The 17740-nt window shown below is 73.4% G+C and carries 15 protein-coding genes; 6 read left to right on the top strand and 9 right to left on the bottom strand.

What is annotated here, in order from left to right:
* Position 1: 1 nt before the first annotated feature.
* The 8 genes from murD to mraZ form a co-directional block, all read right to left on the bottom strand.
* Positions 2–1468, bottom strand: coding sequence for a UDP-N-acetylmuramoyl-L-alanine--D-glutamate ligase (gene murD / locus NYZ95_RS13910; RefSeq protein WP_262851908.1), 1467 nt, complete (start codon positions 1466–1468; stop codon positions 2–4).
* Complete coding sequence (gene mraY / locus NYZ95_RS13905) at positions 1465–2529, bottom strand: phospho-N-acetylmuramoyl-pentapeptide-transferase (protein WP_262851907.1); 1065 nt, start codon at positions 2527–2529, stop codon at positions 1465–1467. Before mraY ends, murD begins: the two co-directional genes overlap by 4 nt.
* Positions 2526–3968: a UDP-N-acetylmuramoyl-tripeptide--D-alanyl-D-alanine ligase gene (locus NYZ95_RS13900; protein ID WP_262851906.1), complete on the bottom strand. Its 1443-nt coding sequence runs from the start codon at positions 3966–3968 to the stop codon at positions 2526–2528. The genes mraY and NYZ95_RS13900 overlap by 4 nt, the downstream gene beginning before the upstream one ends.
* On the bottom strand, positions 3965–5521 hold the full coding sequence (locus NYZ95_RS13895; protein ID WP_262851905.1) for a UDP-N-acetylmuramoyl-L-alanyl-D-glutamate--2,6-diaminopimelate ligase: 1557 nt from the start codon (positions 5519–5521) through the stop codon (positions 3965–3967). Before NYZ95_RS13895 ends, NYZ95_RS13900 begins: the two co-directional genes overlap by 4 nt.
* Before the next feature lie 21 nt (positions 5522–5542).
* Positions 5543–7282 carry a peptidoglycan D,D-transpeptidase FtsI family protein gene (locus tag NYZ95_RS13890; protein ID WP_262851904.1) on the bottom strand — a complete coding sequence of 580 codons (1740 nt, stop codon included), beginning with the start codon at positions 7280–7282 and terminating at the stop codon, positions 5543–5545.
* Positions 7279–7734, bottom strand: a complete 456-nt coding sequence (ftsL, locus tag NYZ95_RS13885) for a cell division protein FtsL (RefSeq protein WP_262851903.1) — start codon at positions 7732–7734, stop codon at positions 7279–7281. The genes NYZ95_RS13890 and ftsL overlap by 4 nt, the downstream gene beginning before the upstream one ends.
* Complete coding sequence (gene rsmH, locus NYZ95_RS13880; RefSeq protein ID WP_262851902.1) at positions 7731–8681, bottom strand: 16S rRNA (cytosine(1402)-N(4))-methyltransferase RsmH; 951 nt, start codon at positions 8679–8681, stop codon at positions 7731–7733. The genes ftsL and rsmH overlap by 4 nt, the downstream gene beginning before the upstream one ends.
* Before the next feature lie 219 nt (positions 8682–8900).
* A complete protein-coding gene (gene mraZ / locus NYZ95_RS13875; protein WP_262851901.1) occupies positions 8901–9332 on the bottom strand; it encodes a division/cell wall cluster transcriptional repressor MraZ in 432 nt (143 codons plus the stop codon).
* A gap of 363 nt (positions 9333–9695) precedes the next feature.
* On the opposite strand from mraZ, the gene NYZ95_RS13870 reads away from it, so the two are divergent.
* From NYZ95_RS13870 to NYZ95_RS13860, 3 genes are read left to right on the top strand one after another with little or no spacing between them, the layout of a single operon-like run.
* Entirely contained in the window at positions 9696–10691 is a 996-nt protein-coding gene (locus tag NYZ95_RS13870) for an AAA family ATPase (protein WP_262851900.1), read from the top strand.
* 1 nt (position 10692) lies between these two features.
* Positions 10693–11931 carry a DUF58 domain-containing protein gene (locus tag NYZ95_RS20455; RefSeq protein WP_262851899.1) on the top strand — a complete coding sequence of 413 codons (1239 nt, stop codon included), beginning with the start codon at positions 10693–10695 and terminating at the stop codon, positions 11929–11931.
* Entirely contained in the window at positions 11928–14249 is a 2322-nt protein-coding gene (locus NYZ95_RS13860; RefSeq protein WP_262851898.1) for a transglutaminase TgpA family protein, read from the top strand. The genes NYZ95_RS20455 and NYZ95_RS13860 overlap by 4 nt, the downstream gene beginning before the upstream one ends.
* 25 nt (positions 14250–14274) lie before the next feature.
* Here the strand turns inward: NYZ95_RS13860 and NYZ95_RS13855 are convergent, their stop codons facing one another.
* Entirely contained in the window at positions 14275–14688 is a 414-nt protein-coding gene (locus tag NYZ95_RS13855; RefSeq protein WP_262851897.1) for an SCO2097 family morphological protein, read from the bottom strand.
* Between the two features lie 145 nt (positions 14689–14833).
* Between NYZ95_RS13855 and NYZ95_RS13850 the strand changes: the two genes are divergently transcribed.
* The 3 genes from NYZ95_RS13850 to NYZ95_RS13840 all read left to right on the top strand — a co-directional run bounded on the left by NYZ95_RS13850 (position 14834) and on the right by NYZ95_RS13840 (position 17639).
* A complete protein-coding gene (locus NYZ95_RS13850; RefSeq protein ID WP_262851896.1) occupies positions 14834–15643 on the top strand; it encodes a L,D-transpeptidase family protein in 810 nt (269 codons plus the stop codon).
* Entirely contained in the window at positions 15630–16130 is a 501-nt protein-coding gene (locus NYZ95_RS13845) for a YbaK/EbsC family protein (RefSeq protein WP_262851895.1), read from the top strand. The genes NYZ95_RS13850 and NYZ95_RS13845 overlap by 14 nt, the downstream gene beginning before the upstream one ends.
* Positions 16131–16358: 228 nt before the next feature.
* Positions 16359–17639: a phytoene desaturase family protein gene (locus NYZ95_RS13840; RefSeq protein ID WP_308212246.1), complete on the top strand. Its 1281-nt coding sequence runs from the start codon at positions 16359–16361 to the stop codon at positions 17637–17639.
* Positions 17640–17740: the final 101 nt, after the last annotated feature.

Raw genomic sequence — 17740 nt, 5'->3', positions numbered from 1 at the left:
GTCACCGCCGCGACGCTGCGTACCTGGCCACGGCTGCGGCGAAGGAGTCCCCTCGTTCGGCGTAGCCCGTGAACTGGTCGAAGGACGCGCATCCCGGAGCCAGCAGCACGGTGTCGCCCGGCCGGGCGAACCCTGCGGCCGTGTCCACGACACGATCCATGAGCACATCTTTGCCCGCGTCGACCTCGACGACGGGTACCTCGGGCGCGTGTCGTCGCAACGCGTCGTGGATCACCGCGCGGTCGGCGCCGATGAGCACGGCGGCGCGCAGGCGGTCGCCGGCACGCGTGACAAGGTCGTCGAAGCGGGTGCCCTTGGCCTGGCCGCCGGCGACCCAGACGACCGACGGGTACGCCTGCAGCGACGACAGCGCCGCGTGCGGGTTCGTGGCCTTCGAGTCGTCCACGTACGTCACGCCGTCGACCTCGTCGACGCGCTGGATCCGGTGGGCTCCCGGCTGGTAGGCGCGCAGCCCGTCGCGCACCGCGCGCGGGGCGACCCCGTGCGCCCGGGCGAGCGCGGCTGCGGCGAGCGCGTTGGCCACGACGTGCGGTGCGGGCGGCTCCCCGGCGGGTCCGGCGAGGTCGGCGAGGGTCGCGAGCTCGGCGGCGCTCGTACGCCGCTCCTCGACGAACGCCCGGTCTGCGAGGACGTCGTCGACGATCCCGAGCATCCCGACCGACGGGACGCCGAGCGTGAACCCGACGGCCCGCGCGCCCTCGGCGACGTCGGCCGCGCGGACGAGATGCTCCGTCTGCGGGTCCTCGACGTTGTACACGCACGCGCGCTCGACGTGCTCGTAGATCCGCCCCTTGTCGCCCGTGTAGCCCGCGAGCCCGCCGTGCCAGTCGAGGTGGTCGTCGGCGACGTTGAGGACCGCCGAGGCCTCGCAGGCGATCCGGTCGGCGAAGTGCAGCTGGAAGCTCGACAGCTCCACCACGAGCACGTCGTACCCGACCGGGTCCATGACCGCCTCGGTGACGGGCACGCCGATGTTGCCGACGGCGGGGCCGCGCAGGCCGGCAGCGGCCAGGATCGACTCGAGCATCGACACCGTGGTCGTCTTGCCGTTCGTCCCGGTCACCGCGAGCCACGGCGCGGCGCCGGGTGCGCGCAGCCGCCAGGCCAGCTCCGGCTCGGACCACACGGCGATCTCGCGGCCGAGCGCCTCGGCGACGATCGGCGTCCGCGGGGGGAGCCCGGGGTACGGCACGAGGAGGTCGGCGCGCTCTGAAAGCGTCGCCGTGGCGCCGGCCCCGAGACGGACCTCGGCCCCGAGCACCTCGAGGATCTGGGCGCGCTCGCGGACGCGGTCGTCGTCGCTGTCGTCGAGGATCGTGACCTGCGCGCCCATCTGGACCAGGGCGTCGGCGGCGGCGAAGCCGCTGGCTCCGAGCCCGGCCACCACCGCCCGGACGCCCTCCCAGGAGTCCTCGCGACCGAGGCGTTCGACGTCTGGTGCGCTCACAGGCCGCTGACCCACTCGGAGTAGAAGATGCCGAGCCCGAGCGCGACGAAGAGCCCGCTGATGATCCAGAAGCGGACCACGATCGTGATCTCCGCCCAGCCCATCAGCTCGAAGTGGTGCTGCAGCGGCGCCATCCGGAACAGGCGTTTGCCGCCGGACATCTTGAACCAGCCGACCTGCAGGATCACCGACAGCGTGATGAGGACGAAGAGGCCGCCGAGCACGAGCAGCAGGATCTCGGTGCGGGTCATGATGGCGAAGCCGGCGATGACGCCGCCGAGCGAGAGCGAGCCCGTGTCGCCCATGAAGATCTTGGCCGGCGAGGCGTTCCACCAGAGGAACCCGAAGCACGCGCCGGTGAGCGCCGCGGCGACGACCGCGAGGTCGAGGGGGTCGCGGACGTCGTAGCACTTCGGCCCCGGGTTGAAGGCGCAGGACTGGTTGCTCTGCCAGAGGTTGATGAGCATGTACGCACCGAACACCATCACCGACGCGCCCGTGGCGAGGCCGTCGAGGCCGTCGGTGAGGTTCACCGCGTTGCTGGTGCCCCAGATCATGACGAGGACCCAGACCACGATCAGCGCGGCCGGGAGCGTCCAGCCCGGGATGTCACGGATGAACGAGATGCCCTCCGAGATCGGCGTACGACCGTTGCCGTCGGGGAAGTTCAGCGCGAGCAGGGCGAAGCTCAGCGCGACGATCGCCTGCCCCGCGAGCTTGGCCTTGGAGCGCAGACCGAGGCTGCGCTGCTTGATGACCTTGATGTAGTCGTCGAGGAAGCCGACGAGGCCGAGGCCGACGAAGAGGTAGAGCAGCAGCAGCGCCGAGGCCGACGGGGCGGTGCCCGTGATCAGCTTGGCCAGCGCGTACGCGACCACCACCGAGATGATGATGACGAGACCGCCCATGGTCGGCGTGCCGCGCTTGGTGTGGTGCGAGGTGGGTCCGTCGTCGCGGATGAGCTGACCGTAGCCCTTGCGCACCAGCAGGCGGATCGCCAGCGGGGTGCCCAGCAGCGTGCCGATCAGCCCGAAGCCGCTGGCGATCAGAATGGCCCTCATCGAGCGTCGTTCCCTTCGTCGTCGCGCGCCTCGTCACTGCGGGACTCGGCATCCGCGACTGTTCCTTGTCGGTCCGGCTCGGCCAGCAGCGCTGCCGCCACCCGCTCCAGACCGCTGGCCCGTGAGGCCTTGACCAGCACGATGTCATCTGCGCGGAGGTATCCGCGCAGCCACGCCAGGGCGCCGTCGAGGTCGTCGACCGCGACGGAGGCGGCGCCGGCTGCCGCGGCGGCCTCGTGGACCGCGTGCGCGCCGGCTCCGACGGCGACGACCTGGGTGACGCCGAGGTCAGCCGCGAGACTACCAACGGCGGCGTGCGCGGCGTCTGCCGCACCGCCGAGCTCGAGCATCTCGCCGAGCACCGCCACGACGCGTCGGCCGTGCCCCATCGCGGCGAGGGCCTGCAGGGCGGCGGCGACGGACTCCGGGTTCGCGTTGTACGCGTCGTTCACGACGACGAGGCCGTCGGCGCGCACGGAGCGCTCCATCCGCCAGGCCGAGCGGGTCGTCACCTGCGAGAGCGCCTGGGCGACCGCGTCGAGGCTCATCCCTGCCGCGAGCGCGACCGTCGCCGCGGCGGCGGCGTTGGACGCCTGGTGTGCGCCGAGCAGCGGCACGTGCACCGCGACCGCCTCGCCTGCGGCGCGCAGGACGAAGCGGGGTTCGCCGTCCTCCCCCACCCGGACGTCCTCGGCGCGGACGTCGGCGCCCGGCGCGGTGCCGTACGTCCGCACGGTCGCCGTCGTGCGCGAGCGCATCGCCGCGACGGCGGGGTCGTCGGCGTTGAGCACGGCCACGCCCTGCGCCGGCAGCGACTCGACGAGCTCACCCTTCGTACGGGCGATCGCCTCGACCGACCCGAACTCTCCGAGGTGGGCGCTCCCGACGTTGAGGACGACCCCGATGTCCGGACGGGCGATGGCGCACAGCTCGGCGATGTTGCCGATCGCCCGCGCCCCCATCTCGACCACCAGGAAGCGTGTGCCCACCTCGGCGCGCAGCACGGTCAGCGGGACGCCGAGCTCGTTGTTGTAGTTGCCGGCCGTCGCGACGGTCGGGGCGGCCGCACCGAGCACCTGCGCGAGCAGGTCCTTCACGCTCGTCTTGCCCTGCGACCCGGTGACCCCGACGACGACGCAGTCGTCCAGACGGTCACGGACGTCGCGCGCGAGCCGCGCCAGCGCGAGCTCGACGTCGTCGACGACGACGCAGGGACCCTCGACGCGGCGCTCCGCGAGCACGGCGGCGGCGCCGGCGGCGAGCGCGGCGGGCGCGAACGCGTGCCCGTCCACGTGCTCGCCGCGCACGGCGACGAACAGGCCGCCGGGCTCGACGTGGCGCGAGTCCAGCGTCGCCGGGGCGGTCACCTCCACGCCGTGCGCGTCGTAGGCGGTGCCCCCGACGATCTCGGCCAGACGGTCCAACGACGTCGTGATCATCGCGCGCTCCCGAGCCGGTCGCGGAGGACCTCGACGAGCACGCTGCGGTCGTCGAACGGGTGGACGGCGTCTCCCACGATCTGGCCGCGCTCGTGACCCTTGCCCGCGACGACGACGACGTCGCCGGGACGGGCGAGGGCGACGGCGCGCGCGATGGCGGCGCGACGGTCACCGATCTCGACGAGCTCGGCCGACGTCGCGGCGGTGCGCGCGCCCTCGAGGACGGCGGCACGGATCGCGGTCGGGTCCTCGCTGCGGGGGTTGTCGTCGGTGACGACCACCACGTCGGCCAGCTCGGCCGCGACCGCGCCCATCAGCGGACGCTTGCCCGGGTCGCGGTCTCCCCCGGCACCGACCACGACGAGCAGGCGCCCGTCGCCCAGGCCCCGCAGGGACGCGAGGACGGCGCGCAGCGCGTCGGGCTTGTGGGCGTAGTCGACGATCGCGGTGAAGTCCTGGCCCTCGGCGACAGGCTCCATGCGGCCCGGCACCCCTTCGCATGACGCGATGCCGGCGAGCGCGTCCTCGACGGCACGACCCGTCTGGGTCACCGCGGCGAGGACGGCCAGCGCGTTGGCGACGTTGAAGCGGCCGGGCAGACGGACGACCAGGTCGTGCTCGGCCTCGTCCGGACCCACGACGCGCGCACGGGAGCCGGCGGCCGACGTCTCGAGCGCGACGACCCTCCAGTCCGCCTCGACGCGACCCTCCAGCGACACGGTCGTGACCGGGAGCGTCGTCTCGTCGGCGAGCCGGCGGCCGTACGGGTCGTCGATGTCGATGACGGCACGCGAGGCACGCTCCGGCGTGAACAGCGCGGCCTTCGCGGCGAAGTAGTCCTCGACGTCGGCGTGGAAGTCGAGGTGGTCGCGTCCCAGGTTGAGGAAGACCGCGACGTCGTAGACGACGCCGTCGACGCGGTGCAGCGCGAGGGCGTGGCTGGAGACCTCCATCACGACCGCGTCGGCGCCGTGCGCCTCCATGACGCCGAAGAGGGCGTGCAGGGCAGGTGCCTCCGGGGTGGTGAGCGCGGAGGCGAGCGGGCTGCCCTCGAGGAACGCCCCGGTGGTGCCGATCACGCCGACCTGGTCGCCGCACGCCCGCAGTGCCGCCGCCGCGAGGTAGGCGCTGGTCGTCTTGCCCTGCGTCCCGGTGATGCCGAGCGTGGTCAGGCGCTCGGACGGGTCGGCGTACACGGTGGCGGCCACCGCGCCGAGCACCGCGCGCGGGTCGTCGACGACCAGCAGCGGCACCCGTCCGGCGACCGCGCCCTCGGCGAGGATCGTCGCGCCCTCGGGGTCGGTCAGGACGGCGACGGCACCAGCGTCGACGGCCTGCGCGGCGTACCGGGCTCCGTGCGTCCGTGCACCCGGCAGCGCCGCGTACAGGTCACCCTCTCGAGCCTCCCCCGAGGCGAGGGTGACGCCGGTCACGACCGCGTCGGGACGAGGGCCGGTGACCCGCCCTCCGGTCGAGGTCGCCAGCGTGGCGAGGGACACGGGAACCACCGACGGCGGTCGGGTGTCGAGCGGGAGTGGAGGCTCAGCAGACATCGTGGCCGAGCGTATCGAGACTCACCACTTCACCGGAGTCCTGGGCGCTCGCGACCCGCTCGGAGCGATGCCGTAGCGCTGCAGCGCCTGCTGCATGACGTCCCGGAAGACCGGGCCCGCGGTGCCGCTGCCGGAGCCGCCGCCTCGCGGGTTGTCCAGGACCACGTACGTGAGGAAGCGCGGACGCTCCGCCGGAGCGAAGCCGATGTACGACACGGTGTTCTGCCCGCGGACGTAACGTCCGGTGTCGGGGTCGACCCGCCAGGCGGTGCCGGTCTTGCCCGCGACCCGGTAGCCCGGGATCGCGGTGTCCGGCGCCGAGCCGTCCGGGCCGGTGACCGCCTCCATCATCGTCGTCACCATCTTCGCGGCCTCCGGCGACACGACCTGCCGCGTCTCCGGCGCCTCCTGCTCGACGGTCGTCCCGTCAGCGCGGCGCACCTCGGTCACCAGCGAGGGCGCGGTGTAGCGCCCGCCGTTGGCGATCGTCGCCACCGCGGCCACCTCCTGCAGGGCCGTCACGGAGATGCCCTGCCCGAACGAGATCGTCGCGTGCTGGGCCGAGGACCACCGCTCGGGGTCGGCGAGGATGCCGCGCGACTCCGACGGCAGCCCGACACCCGTGGGGGCACCGAAGCCGAACTTCGTGAGGTAGTCGTGCAGCGTCTCGTCGTCCATCTGCTGCGCCAGGGCGATCGTGCCGAGGTTCGAGGACTTCGCCACGACGCCGGCGGCGGTCAGCTTGAGTCGCCCGTGGTCCCACCAGTCGCTGATGGTGAAGCCGTCGAGCCGCAGCTCGCTCGGCACCCTGACCTTGGTCTGCGGCGTGACCAGCCCGGCGTCGGCCAGCGCCGCCATCGTGATCACCTTCTGGACCGAGCCGGGCTCGTACACGTTCTGGACCGCACGGTTGTTCATCGACGCCGGCGTGACCGTCGAGCGGTCCTCGGCGTCGAACGTCGGCAGCTGGGACAGCTGCAGGACCTGCATCGACTCCAGGTCGACGGTCACGGCGATACCCCAGTCAGAGCCGCTCTGGCGCACCGCCTGGGCGAGCCGCTTGTCGGCGTACCACTGCAGGTCGCGGTCGAGCGTGGTCACGACGTCGGCGCCGGGGACCGGCTCCTGCGTCGTCTGTCGCGCGAGCGGGATGCGCACGCCCTTGGGCGACGTCTCGTACGTGGCCTCGCCGTCGACGCCGGTGAGCCACTTGTCGTACTGCTTCTCCAGCCCGCTGGTGCCCGCGCCCGTCTCCCCCGACACCAGCCCGACGAGGGTCGCGGCCAGCGTGCCGCCCGGGTACGTCCTGACCGCGTCCCGCTCGGTCGTCACCCCGTTGGCGATCTGGGCCTCGGTGAGCTTCGCCATCGCGGCGTCGACCTTGTGGGCCGGCACCTTGCGCGCCACGTAGACGAACTGCGTGTCCTGGCGGCGCAGCTTCTCCAGGGCGTCGAAGTAGTCGACCTCCAGCTCGGCGGCCAGCACCTTCGCGATCCCGGGCGCGTTCTCCGACGTGAACCGCGGGTTCGCGATGATCGCCTTCGCGTCGAGCGAGGTCGCGAGCGGCTGCCCGTCGCGGTCGAGGATCTCGCCACGGTCGGCGTGCAGCACCGTCGGCTGGAGCGTCTCCTTCAGTGCACGCGCGGCGTACGCGTTGGCGTCGACGCCCTGGATCTGGACGAGACGACCGGCGAAGACCACCAGGAGGGTGGCGACCACGACGAAGCAGAACCGCGCGCGGTTGCGCACCGCGGGGCTCACCCGCGGTCTCCCACCGCGGCCGGCGAGGGTCCTCCGACCCCCGAGGCAGCACGGCCCGCGCGGGAGGCCGGGACCATGTCGCCGACCACCGAGCCGTCCTTCAGGCGCAGGAACACAGGGTTGACGTTCGGGACCATGCCGAGCGCCGACGCCCGGTCGGCGAGAGCGGCCGGCGTCGAGCGCTGCTCCACCTCGAGGGCCAGCTGGGCCCGCTCGCTCTGCAGCGTCTCCGCCTTCTTCTCCAGCTCGGCCAGCTCGAACGCCCCGTTCTGCATGGACGTGTTGAGCAGGAGGAGGCCGATCAGCCCACCGGCGAGCAGGGTGACCACGAGCAGCACGAACGGCGCGCGGGGGCTGCTCGGGCGGCGCGCCGGCACCACCCGCAGGTTGCGGCGCGGCTGCTGCGGCGGGCGGACAGGGCTACGGCGGGGTGCGTTCTGCGCGAGGCTCATGCCGCTTCCCTCACACGCTCGACCGCACGGAGCCGCACGGGCTTCGCGCGGGGGTTCTCGGCGACTTCGGCCTCGGAGGCCGTCTCGGCCCCTCGCGTCAGCGACCGGAACCGCGGCTGACGGTCCTCGGGCACGACGGGGAGCCCGGGCGGCACGTCGACCGTGGTGACGGCGGCGAACGCGCGCTTGACGAGGCGGTCCTCCAAGGAGTGGTAGGACATCGCGACCACGCGGCCACCGACGTGGACCGCGTCGAGAGCCGCGGGCAGCGCGCGGCGCAGCACGCCGAGCTCGTCGTTCACCTCGATGCGCAGCGCCTGGAACGTCCGCTTGGCCGGGTTGCCACCCGTCCGCATCGCGGCCGCCGGCAGCGCCTCGCGGACGAGCGCCACGAGCTCGTCGCTCGTCCGCAGCGGCGCGGTCTCGCGTCGCCGGACGATCGCATCGGCGATCCGGCCGGCGTGCTTCTCCTCGCCGTACGTGCGCAGGACGCGGACCAGCTCTGCCTTGTCGTACGTCGCGAGGACGTCCGCAGCGGTCATCCCCTCCTGCCCCATCCGCATGTCGAGCGGAGCGGGACGGGAGTAGGAGAACCCGCGCTCATCGAGGTCGAGCTGCATCGACGACACCCCGAGGTCGAAGAGCACGGCGTCCACCGACGTACGGCCGGCCGCCGCGACGGCGTCGGCGATCTCGTCGTACACGCCCGCGAAGAACGTGACCCGGCCCTCGAACGGCGCGAGCCGCTCGCGAGAACGGCGCAGCGCCTCGGGATCCCGGTCGATCCCGACGACGTGCACCTCGGAGAAGCGCGTCAGCACCGCTTCGGTGTGCCCGCCCAGCCCGAGCGTCGCGTCGACCAGGACCGCGTCGCTCCCTGCCAGGGCGGGCTCGAGCAGCTCCACCGTGCGCTCCAGGAGCACAGGAACATGCTGTGCCTCACCCATCCGTCCCGGCCCCCCTAGGACGTCCGACCACCATCTCGACCCCTCGTTCCGTGTGGTTCAGCGTGTGTCGCCCCGGCCCCTCACCCCGAGGGGGCCGGTCGTCTGCGGATCGTGCGACCTGGTCCCTGGCCGCTTGCCCTGGGAAGTCACCTCTGGCACCGGGGAAGTGGCGCCAGGTGGTGGAGCAAGCGGCCCAGAGGCCAGGTCGTACGAGCCCTGCTAGAGCAGTCCCTCGATCACCTCTTCCGAGAGCGACGCGAAGCTCTCCTCCTGCGCGTCGGAGTACTCCGCCCAGCGGCCGGCGTCCCAGATCTCCACCCGCTCCATGGCTCCCACCACGACGCAGTCACGCCCCAGCCGGGCGTACTCGCGCAGCGGGGCGGGGACGGTGATGCGTCCCTGCTTGTCCGGGACCTCGTCCGACGCTCCCGAGAAGAGGACGCGGATGAAGTCGCGGGTGGCCTTGTTGGTGAACGGCGTCTTGCTGATCCGGTCGCTGAACTCCTCGAAGCTCGCCTGCGGCCAGACGTAGATGCAGCGGTCCTGCCCCTTCGTCAGCACGAGGCCCTCCGTGAGTCGGTCGCGGAACTTGGCGGGGAGGAACAAGCGCCCCTTCTCGTCGAGGCGAGGGGTGTACGTGCCGAAGAACATCGCACCGCAACCTCCCCCGTCTCGCCGTCAGTCGGCCCCGAGTCAGTCGACTGCTTGCTCCACTTTGCGCCACTCTACTCCACAACGCTCCACCGTCAACCGATCTTGCACCCCGGCGCGCCCCTCCCGCTCCCGTCGGCCCTCGCTCGCCTCGCGCAGCCGACCTCGTCCGATCGCCCTGATTGCGGCATTCCTGTGGCCCGCGCCGCCGCGATGGTGAAGAGTGGAGCGCAGGTGGGGAGAGCGGAGCCCGGTCGCGACGGGCGAGGCTCTGGCGTTGATCGCACCGGTACGCTCGGCATCCTGGGGGGTCGCCGGGAGCGCCGTCGCCCTACCCGATGCGTGGACCCGAGGAGGACCGCAGTGACGACGACACCTCGCCGAGAGCCGCCAGCCCCGCCAGGGGCCGACCAGACCGAGGAGCTCGTCGCCGCCGCCGGGAGGCTCGCCGCCAACATCGAGTCCGTCATCGTCGGCAAGACCGACGTGGTCCGCACGGCGGTCGTCGTGCTCCTCGCCGGTGGTCACCTGCTCCTCGAGGACGTCCCAGGCGTCGGCAAGACGATGCTGAGCAAGGCGCTCGCGCGCTCGATCGACGGCTCGATGCGACGGATCCAGTTCACGCCCGACCTCCTGCCGAGCGACGTCACGGGGACGTCGGTGTGGGACCCGGAGTCGCGGACGTTCGAGTTCCGTCCCGGCGCGGTCTTCGGCAACGTCGTCGTCGGTGACGAGATCAACCGCGCCTCCCCCAAGACGCAGTCCGCCCTCCTGGAGTGCATGGAGGAGCGTCAGGTCACCGTCGACAGCACCTCGTACCCGCTCGAGGACCCGTTCATGGTGGTCGCCACCCAGAACCCGCTCGAGATGGAGGGCACCTACCCCCTCCCGGAGGCGCAGCGCGACCGCTTCATGGCCCGGGTCTCCATGGGCTACCCGTCCGCCGAGGCGGAGGCCGCGATGCTGCGGGAGCACGGCGGCGCCGACCCGCTGGCCGACCTCGCGCCCGTCACCGACGTCAAGCAGGTCGCCGACCTCGTCGCCACCGTACGGACGGTGCACGTCGCGCCCGCCATCGAGCAGTACGCCGTCGCGCTGACCCACGCCACCCGCTCGACCTCCCGGCTGCGGCTGGGCGCCTCGCCGCGCGCCACGCTCCACCTCGTCCGCGCCGCACGGGCGCGGGCCGCGCTCGACCGCCGCCCGTACGTGCTCCCCGACGACATCGCAGCCCTGGCCGAGCCGGTGCTCGCCCACCGCCTGCTCCTCTCCCCCGACGCCGTCGTCGCGGGATGGCAGGCCTCCGACGTCGTGCGCGAGGTCCTCGCCGAGGTTCGCGTCCCCGAGCCCGGTCGGTGACGTGCGCGCGACGCTCGCAGCCCTGACCTCCCGCGGCCGCGCCTTCGTCGCCGCCGGATCGACCGTGCTCGTCGGCGGCATGCTCCTGGGGCTCGACGTCCTCGTACGGATCGGGGTGCTGGCCCTGGCGCTGCCGCTCGCCGCGGTCCTGGTCGTCGCCCGCAGCCGCAGCACCGTCAGTGCCTCTCGTGAGGTCACGCCTCCGCGCGTGCCCGCCGGCAGCGACGTCGAGGTCGCGCTGCGGGTCGACGGGGGCGGCCGCGGCGCCTCGGGCACCCTCCTGCTGGAGGACCAGCTCCCCGACGCGCTCGGCGGTCGCCGTCGCTTCGCCGTGGAGAGCCGCGGCAGCCAGTGGCACTGCCTGGTCCGGTACGCCGTGACTCCGCGGCGACGGGGCTTCCACGCCATCGGGCCGCTCACGGTCCGTGTCGGCGACCCGTTCGGCTTCCTGTCGGTGGGCCGCACCTTCCACGCGACCACGCCGTTGGTCGTGACCCCCACGGTCCACCCGCTGGGCCGCATGTGGGCCGGCGGCGTCGGCGCCGAGCGCGGCGACCACCGCGTACGCCTGGGGGCGACCGGCCGTCCGGACGACGCGTCGGTCCGCGAGTACCGCACCGGCGACGACCTGCGCCGCGTGCACTGGCGGACGACCGCCCGTACCGGCGAGCTCATGGTGCGACGCGAGGAGGAGGGACGCCACGCCGACGTCACCGTCTTCCTCGACACCCGGCGCGACGTGCACCGTCCGGGCAAGGACGGCACCTTCGAGTGGGCCGTGTCGGCAGCCGCGTCGATCGCCGCGCACTTCGCCGGCAACGGCTGGGACGTCCGGCTCGCGACCGACACGACCGACTCCCACGACTCCGCCCCCGACGAGCTCGGGCTGATCCTCGACGAGCTGGCAGCGGTCGGGACGTCCTCGCGCCACAGCAACGCGATGGTCCCCGCCGACATCCTCGCCTCGCGCGGGACGGTCGTCGCCCTCGTCACCGGCGCCGACCCCGAAGCTCTGGACCACCTCGACCGGTGCGCCGCCAGCGCCGGCCGCCGGCTCGCGCTGGTCCTCGACGCGGACCGGTGGCTGAACCGTCAGGACGCCGGCTCCGGCGCGGCCGCCGACCTGGCGGCCACCGCGCGCGCACGCGGGTGGGACGCGGTCGCCGTCGGCGGCGGGCAGAGCGTCACCGACGCCTGGCGCGCGCTCGCGGCGAGCGCCGCCAAGGAGGTCGCCCGATGAGCACCGCCCGAGCGGTGCGCGCCGCGTGGACAGGGCTGTGGGTCTGGGTGCTCGCGGTCGCGGTCGGCGCCGCCTTCGCCCCGCTGGTCGTCGACAGCTCCTTCCTCGCCGAGGGCGCGCTGGGCGCGGCAGCCGTCGTCCTCACCGGCATCCTCCTGCGGGCGGTGGCCGCCCCTCGGGGCTTCGTCGTGGCCGGCCAGGCCGTCGTCGGGCTGGGCTGGGTGACGGCTGCCTACGGCGCCGGCACCGGCATCGCCGGCCTCATCCCGACGGGCCGGACCCTCGAGGAGGCACGCGCGATCGGGCAGGCGACCTACGAGCACGCGCAGCGTTACGCCGCCCCCGTCCCCGACCTCGCGGCGCTCGACGCGACCCTCGCCACGGTGATCATCGCCCTCGCGCTGGTCATCGACGTGATGGCCTCCGAGCTGCGGTGGACCCCCGCGCTCGGTCTCGTGCTGCTGGCCGTCCTCATGATCCCCGCGACGCTCCTCGGCGGCGAGCTCCAGCCGTGGGCGTTCGTCCTCGGCGCGGCGGCGTACGCGGGCCTGCTCGCCGTCACGCGCCGCGACGACGCCGGGTCCTGGGGTCCCCGGATGGTCGGCACCGCCGACGCCACCACGCGGTCCGGGGCGGGCGCCCCTGCGCCCTTCGCCAGGCTCGCGTCGGCGCTCCCCGCCGCGGGCATCACCGTCGTCGCCATCGCGGTCGCGATGCTCCTCCCTGCTCTCACTCCCACCGCGTCGCAGAGCCTCTTCGACGGCGGGGGCAACGGTGACGGCGGCAACGGCACAGGACTCCACAACCCGGTGCTGGACATGCGACGCAACCTCCGCGGGCAGAGCCCGGAGGTCATGCTGACCGTGCAGGAGCTCGAGGGCTCCCCTCGTCCGCGGTACGTCCGGCTGGCGTCCCTGCAGAACGTCGGCGACCGAGGGTGGACGCTCGGCGACCGGATCGGCGCGGGCCAGGAGCTCGACGACGACCTCCCCTCGATCCCCGGCCTCAACCCCGGCACCGACCGCCGAGAGGCGCGCTACTCCGTCGCGGTGGCACCCGGTTTCGACACGCGATGGCTCCCCCTCGTGTACGCGCCGACCGCCGTCTCGATGACCGATCCCGAGGGAGTCGAGGTCAACCGGAGCATGCTCGACGTCAGCCGAATCGAGCGCCTCGGGAGCTTCGCCGGGGAGACGTACACGTTCGACGCCACGATCGCCCGGCCCACGGAGAGCGACCTGCGCACCGCTCCGCCGTCGACGCTGACGATGTCCTCGTACGTGGACCTCCCCAACAGCACCCCGGACGTCGTCGCCGAGCGTGCGGAAGAGGTCACCGAAGGCGCGGACAACGCCTTCGACCGTGCCCTGGCCCTCCAGCGGTGGTTCCGCTCCGAAGGCGGCTTCGAGTACTCCCTCGACCAGCGGGCCGGCTCGGGGATGGAGACCATCGAGCGCTTCCTCACCGACGACCGGGTCGGTTACTGCGAGCAGTTCGCGACCGCGATGGCGATGATGGCGCGGTCGCTGGGCATCCCGGCGCGGGTCTCGGTGGGATTCCTGTCCGGCGAGCCCGGACGCGCCCCCGGCGCGTGGGTCTTCCGAGGCACCGACATGCACGCCTGGCCGGAGCTCTACTTCGCCGGCGTCGGCTGGGTGGCGTTCGAGCCGACCCCCGGCGGCAGCGGCTACGCGCCGCCGAGCTTCGCCCGAGGCGACTCGACGGCTCCCGAGGAGCCTCTCTCGTCCTTGGCGCCGACCGCGGCACCCAACACCGCTCCTACCGCCGCTCCGGGGCGCGAGACCGGGACGACGGCGGCCGACGACTCGGCCGACTCGTCGTCGCGCGGCGTGCTGTTCCTCGTCCTGGGCGCGCTGGCCCTCCTCGTCCTCGCGATCCCCGCGGTCGTGCGCGCGACGAGGCGCCACCGACGGGTGGGTGCCGGCAGCGGCGAGACCTCGGTCGAGGACGCGTGGGCGGAGGTGCGGGACACGGCGACCGACCTCGGCCTCGGCTGGACGGACGGCGCCTCGCCGCGGGCGACGGTCGCCCCGCTGCGCGCGCGCCTGCGCGACGACCCCGAGATCCGCGCGGCGCTCGACACCTTGGTCGAGGCGGTGGAGCGCAGCCGTTACGCGCCGTCGTACGAGGACGTCGACCTCACCCCGGTGGTCCGCCGGCTCCGTACGGCGATGACGGACGCCACCTCACGCGGGCAGCACGTGCTCGCGGCGGTGCTGCCGCGCTCGGTCCTCGCCGTCAGGGAGACGCGAGGCACCTCGCGCGAGGCCGACGAGGTGCTGTCGCTGCGGGAGTGAGGGCCCGGCAGGTCAGTGCGGCGGGTCAGGAGCCCGAGTCGTCGCGGCGGCGCTTCCAGCGCTCCTCCATGCGGTGCATGAAGGAGTCCGACGTGGCGGCACGACCGGCGCGCCCGCCGTGTCCCGGCTGGGACGGTGGCGCCTGGCGCGGGTCCTGCGGCGAGTCGACGTCGCGGGACTTCCAGGCCGTGAGGAAGAAGTAGGCCCCCGCGACCATCAGGACGAAGCCGAGGACGCCCAACGGCGTCGATGCGGCGATCACGCCTGTCATGAGCAGACCGACGCCGGCGACGAAGCCCACCGCCGCGACCACGACGATGCGTCGGGCGCGGGCGCGAAGCTTTGAGCCGCGCAGGGTCGACGCGAGTCTCGGATCCTCGGCAGCGAGCGCTTGCTCCAACTGCTCGAGCAGCCTCTGCTCTTCCTCTGAGAGCGGCACTTCGGGCCTCCCTGACATTCGACCGGCCGTTGCCAGCACCTACAGCGCCCAGTCTAGGCAGGCGCTCACGGCAACGCCACAGCACGGGCTATTGTTTGTGCGCACGGGGGCGTCGGTGCCCCCTCCTGCCCCCGGAAGGAACCCGATGCTCCGGTTCACCGCACTCGCCAGCGCTGCCACTCTCGTGGTGTCCGGCACGCTGGTCGCCCTCGCCTCCGCGGCCCCGGCGACCGCAGCCGCCCAGACCTCGGCCACCGTCGCGGCGAGCGTCGCGGCGGCGCCTGCCGGCGTCAAGGCAGCGAAGGCCAAGGCCTCGAAGAAGGACCGCTTCTTCCGCGCGACGACGCGACCGGGCGACCGCGACCGCTCGGTGACCTCGATCAAGCACGTGCGCGAGCTCCAGTACCGCCTCCGCTGGGCAGGGGTCTACGGAGGCGCCGTCAACGGCACCTACACGGCGCGCACCAAGAAGGCCGTCAAGAAGTTCCAGAAGCGGCACGGGCTGAAGCGCTCCGGCGTCGCGAACACCGCGACGTGGAAGGTCCTCATCGCCAAGACCGTCCGAGGGAAGTCGAGCATCCCGAAGCGCTGCAAGTCGTCGGGCTGGAACGCCTGCTACGACCGCAAGCGCCACCAGGTCGTGCTCTACAAGAACGGCACCCTCTGGAACTCCTGGCTGGTCCGCGGCGGCGCTGCCTCCTCGAAGACGCGCACCGGCAAGTTCACGGTGTTCTTCCGCAGCAAGAGCCACGTCAGCTCGATCTACGAGGCGAAGATGCCGTACGCCCAGTTCTTCTCCGGCGGGCAGGCCTTCCACGCCTCGTACCTGATGATGGATCCGTTCGTCGGGCACAGCCACGGCTGCGTCAACATGTACATCCCTGACGCCAAGCAGCTCTGGGCCTTGACGGCCGACAAGAAGCTCAAGGTCACGGTCTACGGTGCCTGGAGCTGACGGTCCGCAGGCCGACGCCCTGCACCCCCGGATCCAACAGGTGGTCGACGCGCTCGCCGCGCACGGAGTCGTCGACGAGGTCGTCCGCGTCCTCCCCGACTCCGCCCGTACGGCGCGCGAGGCGGCCGACGCGCTCGGCGTCGGCGTCGGGGCGATCGCCAACAGCCTCGTGTTCGCCTCGGCCGGTGAGCCGGTCCTGGTCCTCACCAGCGGTTCGCACCGCGTCGACACCGCACTGGTCGCCGCCACGCACGGCCTCGCTCCTCTCGAGCGTGCTGACCCCGACTTCGTCCGCGCCGCCACGGGGCAGGTCATCGGCGGCGTCGCCCCCGTCGGACACCCTGCCCCGATCCGGACCTTCGTGGACGTGGCGCTGCGCGAGCACGACGTGGTGTGGGCGGCCGCCGGTCACCCGCACGCGGTGTTCGCGACGTCGTACGAGCAGCTCGTCGAGATCACCGGCGGGACCCCGACCGAGGTCGCGTGAGCCACGGGGCACAGCGAAGGCGCCGGGCGGATCCCCGCTCGGCGCCTGGATGCCTCCCGTCCGGCCCGACCCCCGACGCGAGCCGGACGAGCGGCGTCCTGACCAGTGTGCAGCGCGGCGCCGGACCGGCGCTATGAGCGTTCGTACTCATTCCGCCTGAGCACCGTGCCCGACCCGGACCGGAAGGCTCTGCGAGTCGCCGTCCGGGCCTCTCGGTAGCCTGTGCTGGTGGCTGACGTCGTCGTGGTCGGAGGCGGGTTCGCCGGCATCGCGGCGGCCGTGCGGATCGCCAAGCTCCGGCACCGGGTGATCCTCCTCGAGGAGTCCGACCGGCTCGGCGGGCAGCTGCTCCCGTACGAGACCGGGCGCTGGTCCTTCGACCACGGGTGGTCGGAGCTCACGCTGCCCGCGACCGTCCGCGACCTCTTCAAGAAGTCCGGACGTCCGCTCGACCGCGTGCTCGACCTCGAGCCGCTCCCCGTCGCGCGTCGGCACGTGCTCGCTCGCGACCTCGTCGTCGACCTGCCCGCCGGCAGCCGCGGCGCGCAGATCGACGCGCTCGACGCCGTCCTTGGCGAGGGCGCCGGGGCGAGCTGGACGCGGTGGGTCGACGCCTTCGACGAGATGTGGGAGGTGCTGCGGCGACAGGCGCTCGAGCAGCGGCTCCTCGGGCGCAGCTCCTTCACCCGTGAGCAGTGGCGCACGCTGAGCCCTCGCACGATGCTGGCACGCGCCGTGCGGCGCGGACTGCGCGATCCGTCGCTCCAGTCGATGGTGCTCGACCGTCATGTCCTCGACGGTCAGCAGCCCCGCTCGCTCCCGATGTTCTTCGGCGTGTTCGACCTCGTCGAGCGTTCCTTCGGCCGGTGGCGGATCGACGGGGGTACGAGCGCGCTGCTCGCTGCCCTGGAGCGACGGCTCGAGGAACGGCGCGTCGACGTCCGGCTGTCGACCCGCGCGCACGACGTGGTCGGGTCGCACCCGGTGACCGGGGTGGTGACCGACGAGGGCGTGGTCAGCGCCGACGTCGTCGTGTGGGCGGCACCCGGCCCGCCGGGCGGGCGCTCGGAGAGCAGCGCGCTCCCCCGCGTCCCCGCCGCGCGCACCTATCTCGGGCTGGGCCCGCACGCGCCCGTCCTCGCCCAGCAGACCATGCTCCACGGGGGCACGCCCGTCCGGATCTCCCCGAGCGCGACCCACACCGGCGACGGCCAGGCGTGGACGGTCGAGCACGCGGGGGCCGAGGACCCGCTCGTCAGCATGCGACGGCTGGGGATCGACGTCGAGGACCACGTGCTGCACCGCGAGGACGTCAGCGCGGTGGACCTGGTCCGACGCGGCGCGCGCTACGGATGGCAGTGGTCGGGGTGGCGGACGGCTCCGTCGGTGCCGGGCGTGGGCCAGCTGCGTCCGGGGTACCTGCGCATCGGGGTGAACGCCCACCCCGGGCCCTCCACCGAGATGGTGGCGCTGGGCGCCGCCGCGGCCGCCGAGACGCTGCGCCCCTGAGGGCCTGACCCCGGGGTTAGGAGCGGCGGGGGGGGGGGGGGGCCCCCCCCCGGGGGGGGGGGGGGGGGCGCGGGCGGCGGGGGGGGGGGGGGCGCCCCCGC

Origin of the sequence: Mumia quercus, assembly GCF_025506335.1 — a bacterium.
GTDB classification, from domain to species: Bacteria; Actinomycetota; Actinomycetes; order Propionibacteriales; family Nocardioidaceae; genus Mumia; species Mumia quercus.
The sequence above is the reverse complement of the archived record's forward strand: the minus strand, read 5'-3'. Positions and strand labels throughout refer to the sequence as shown.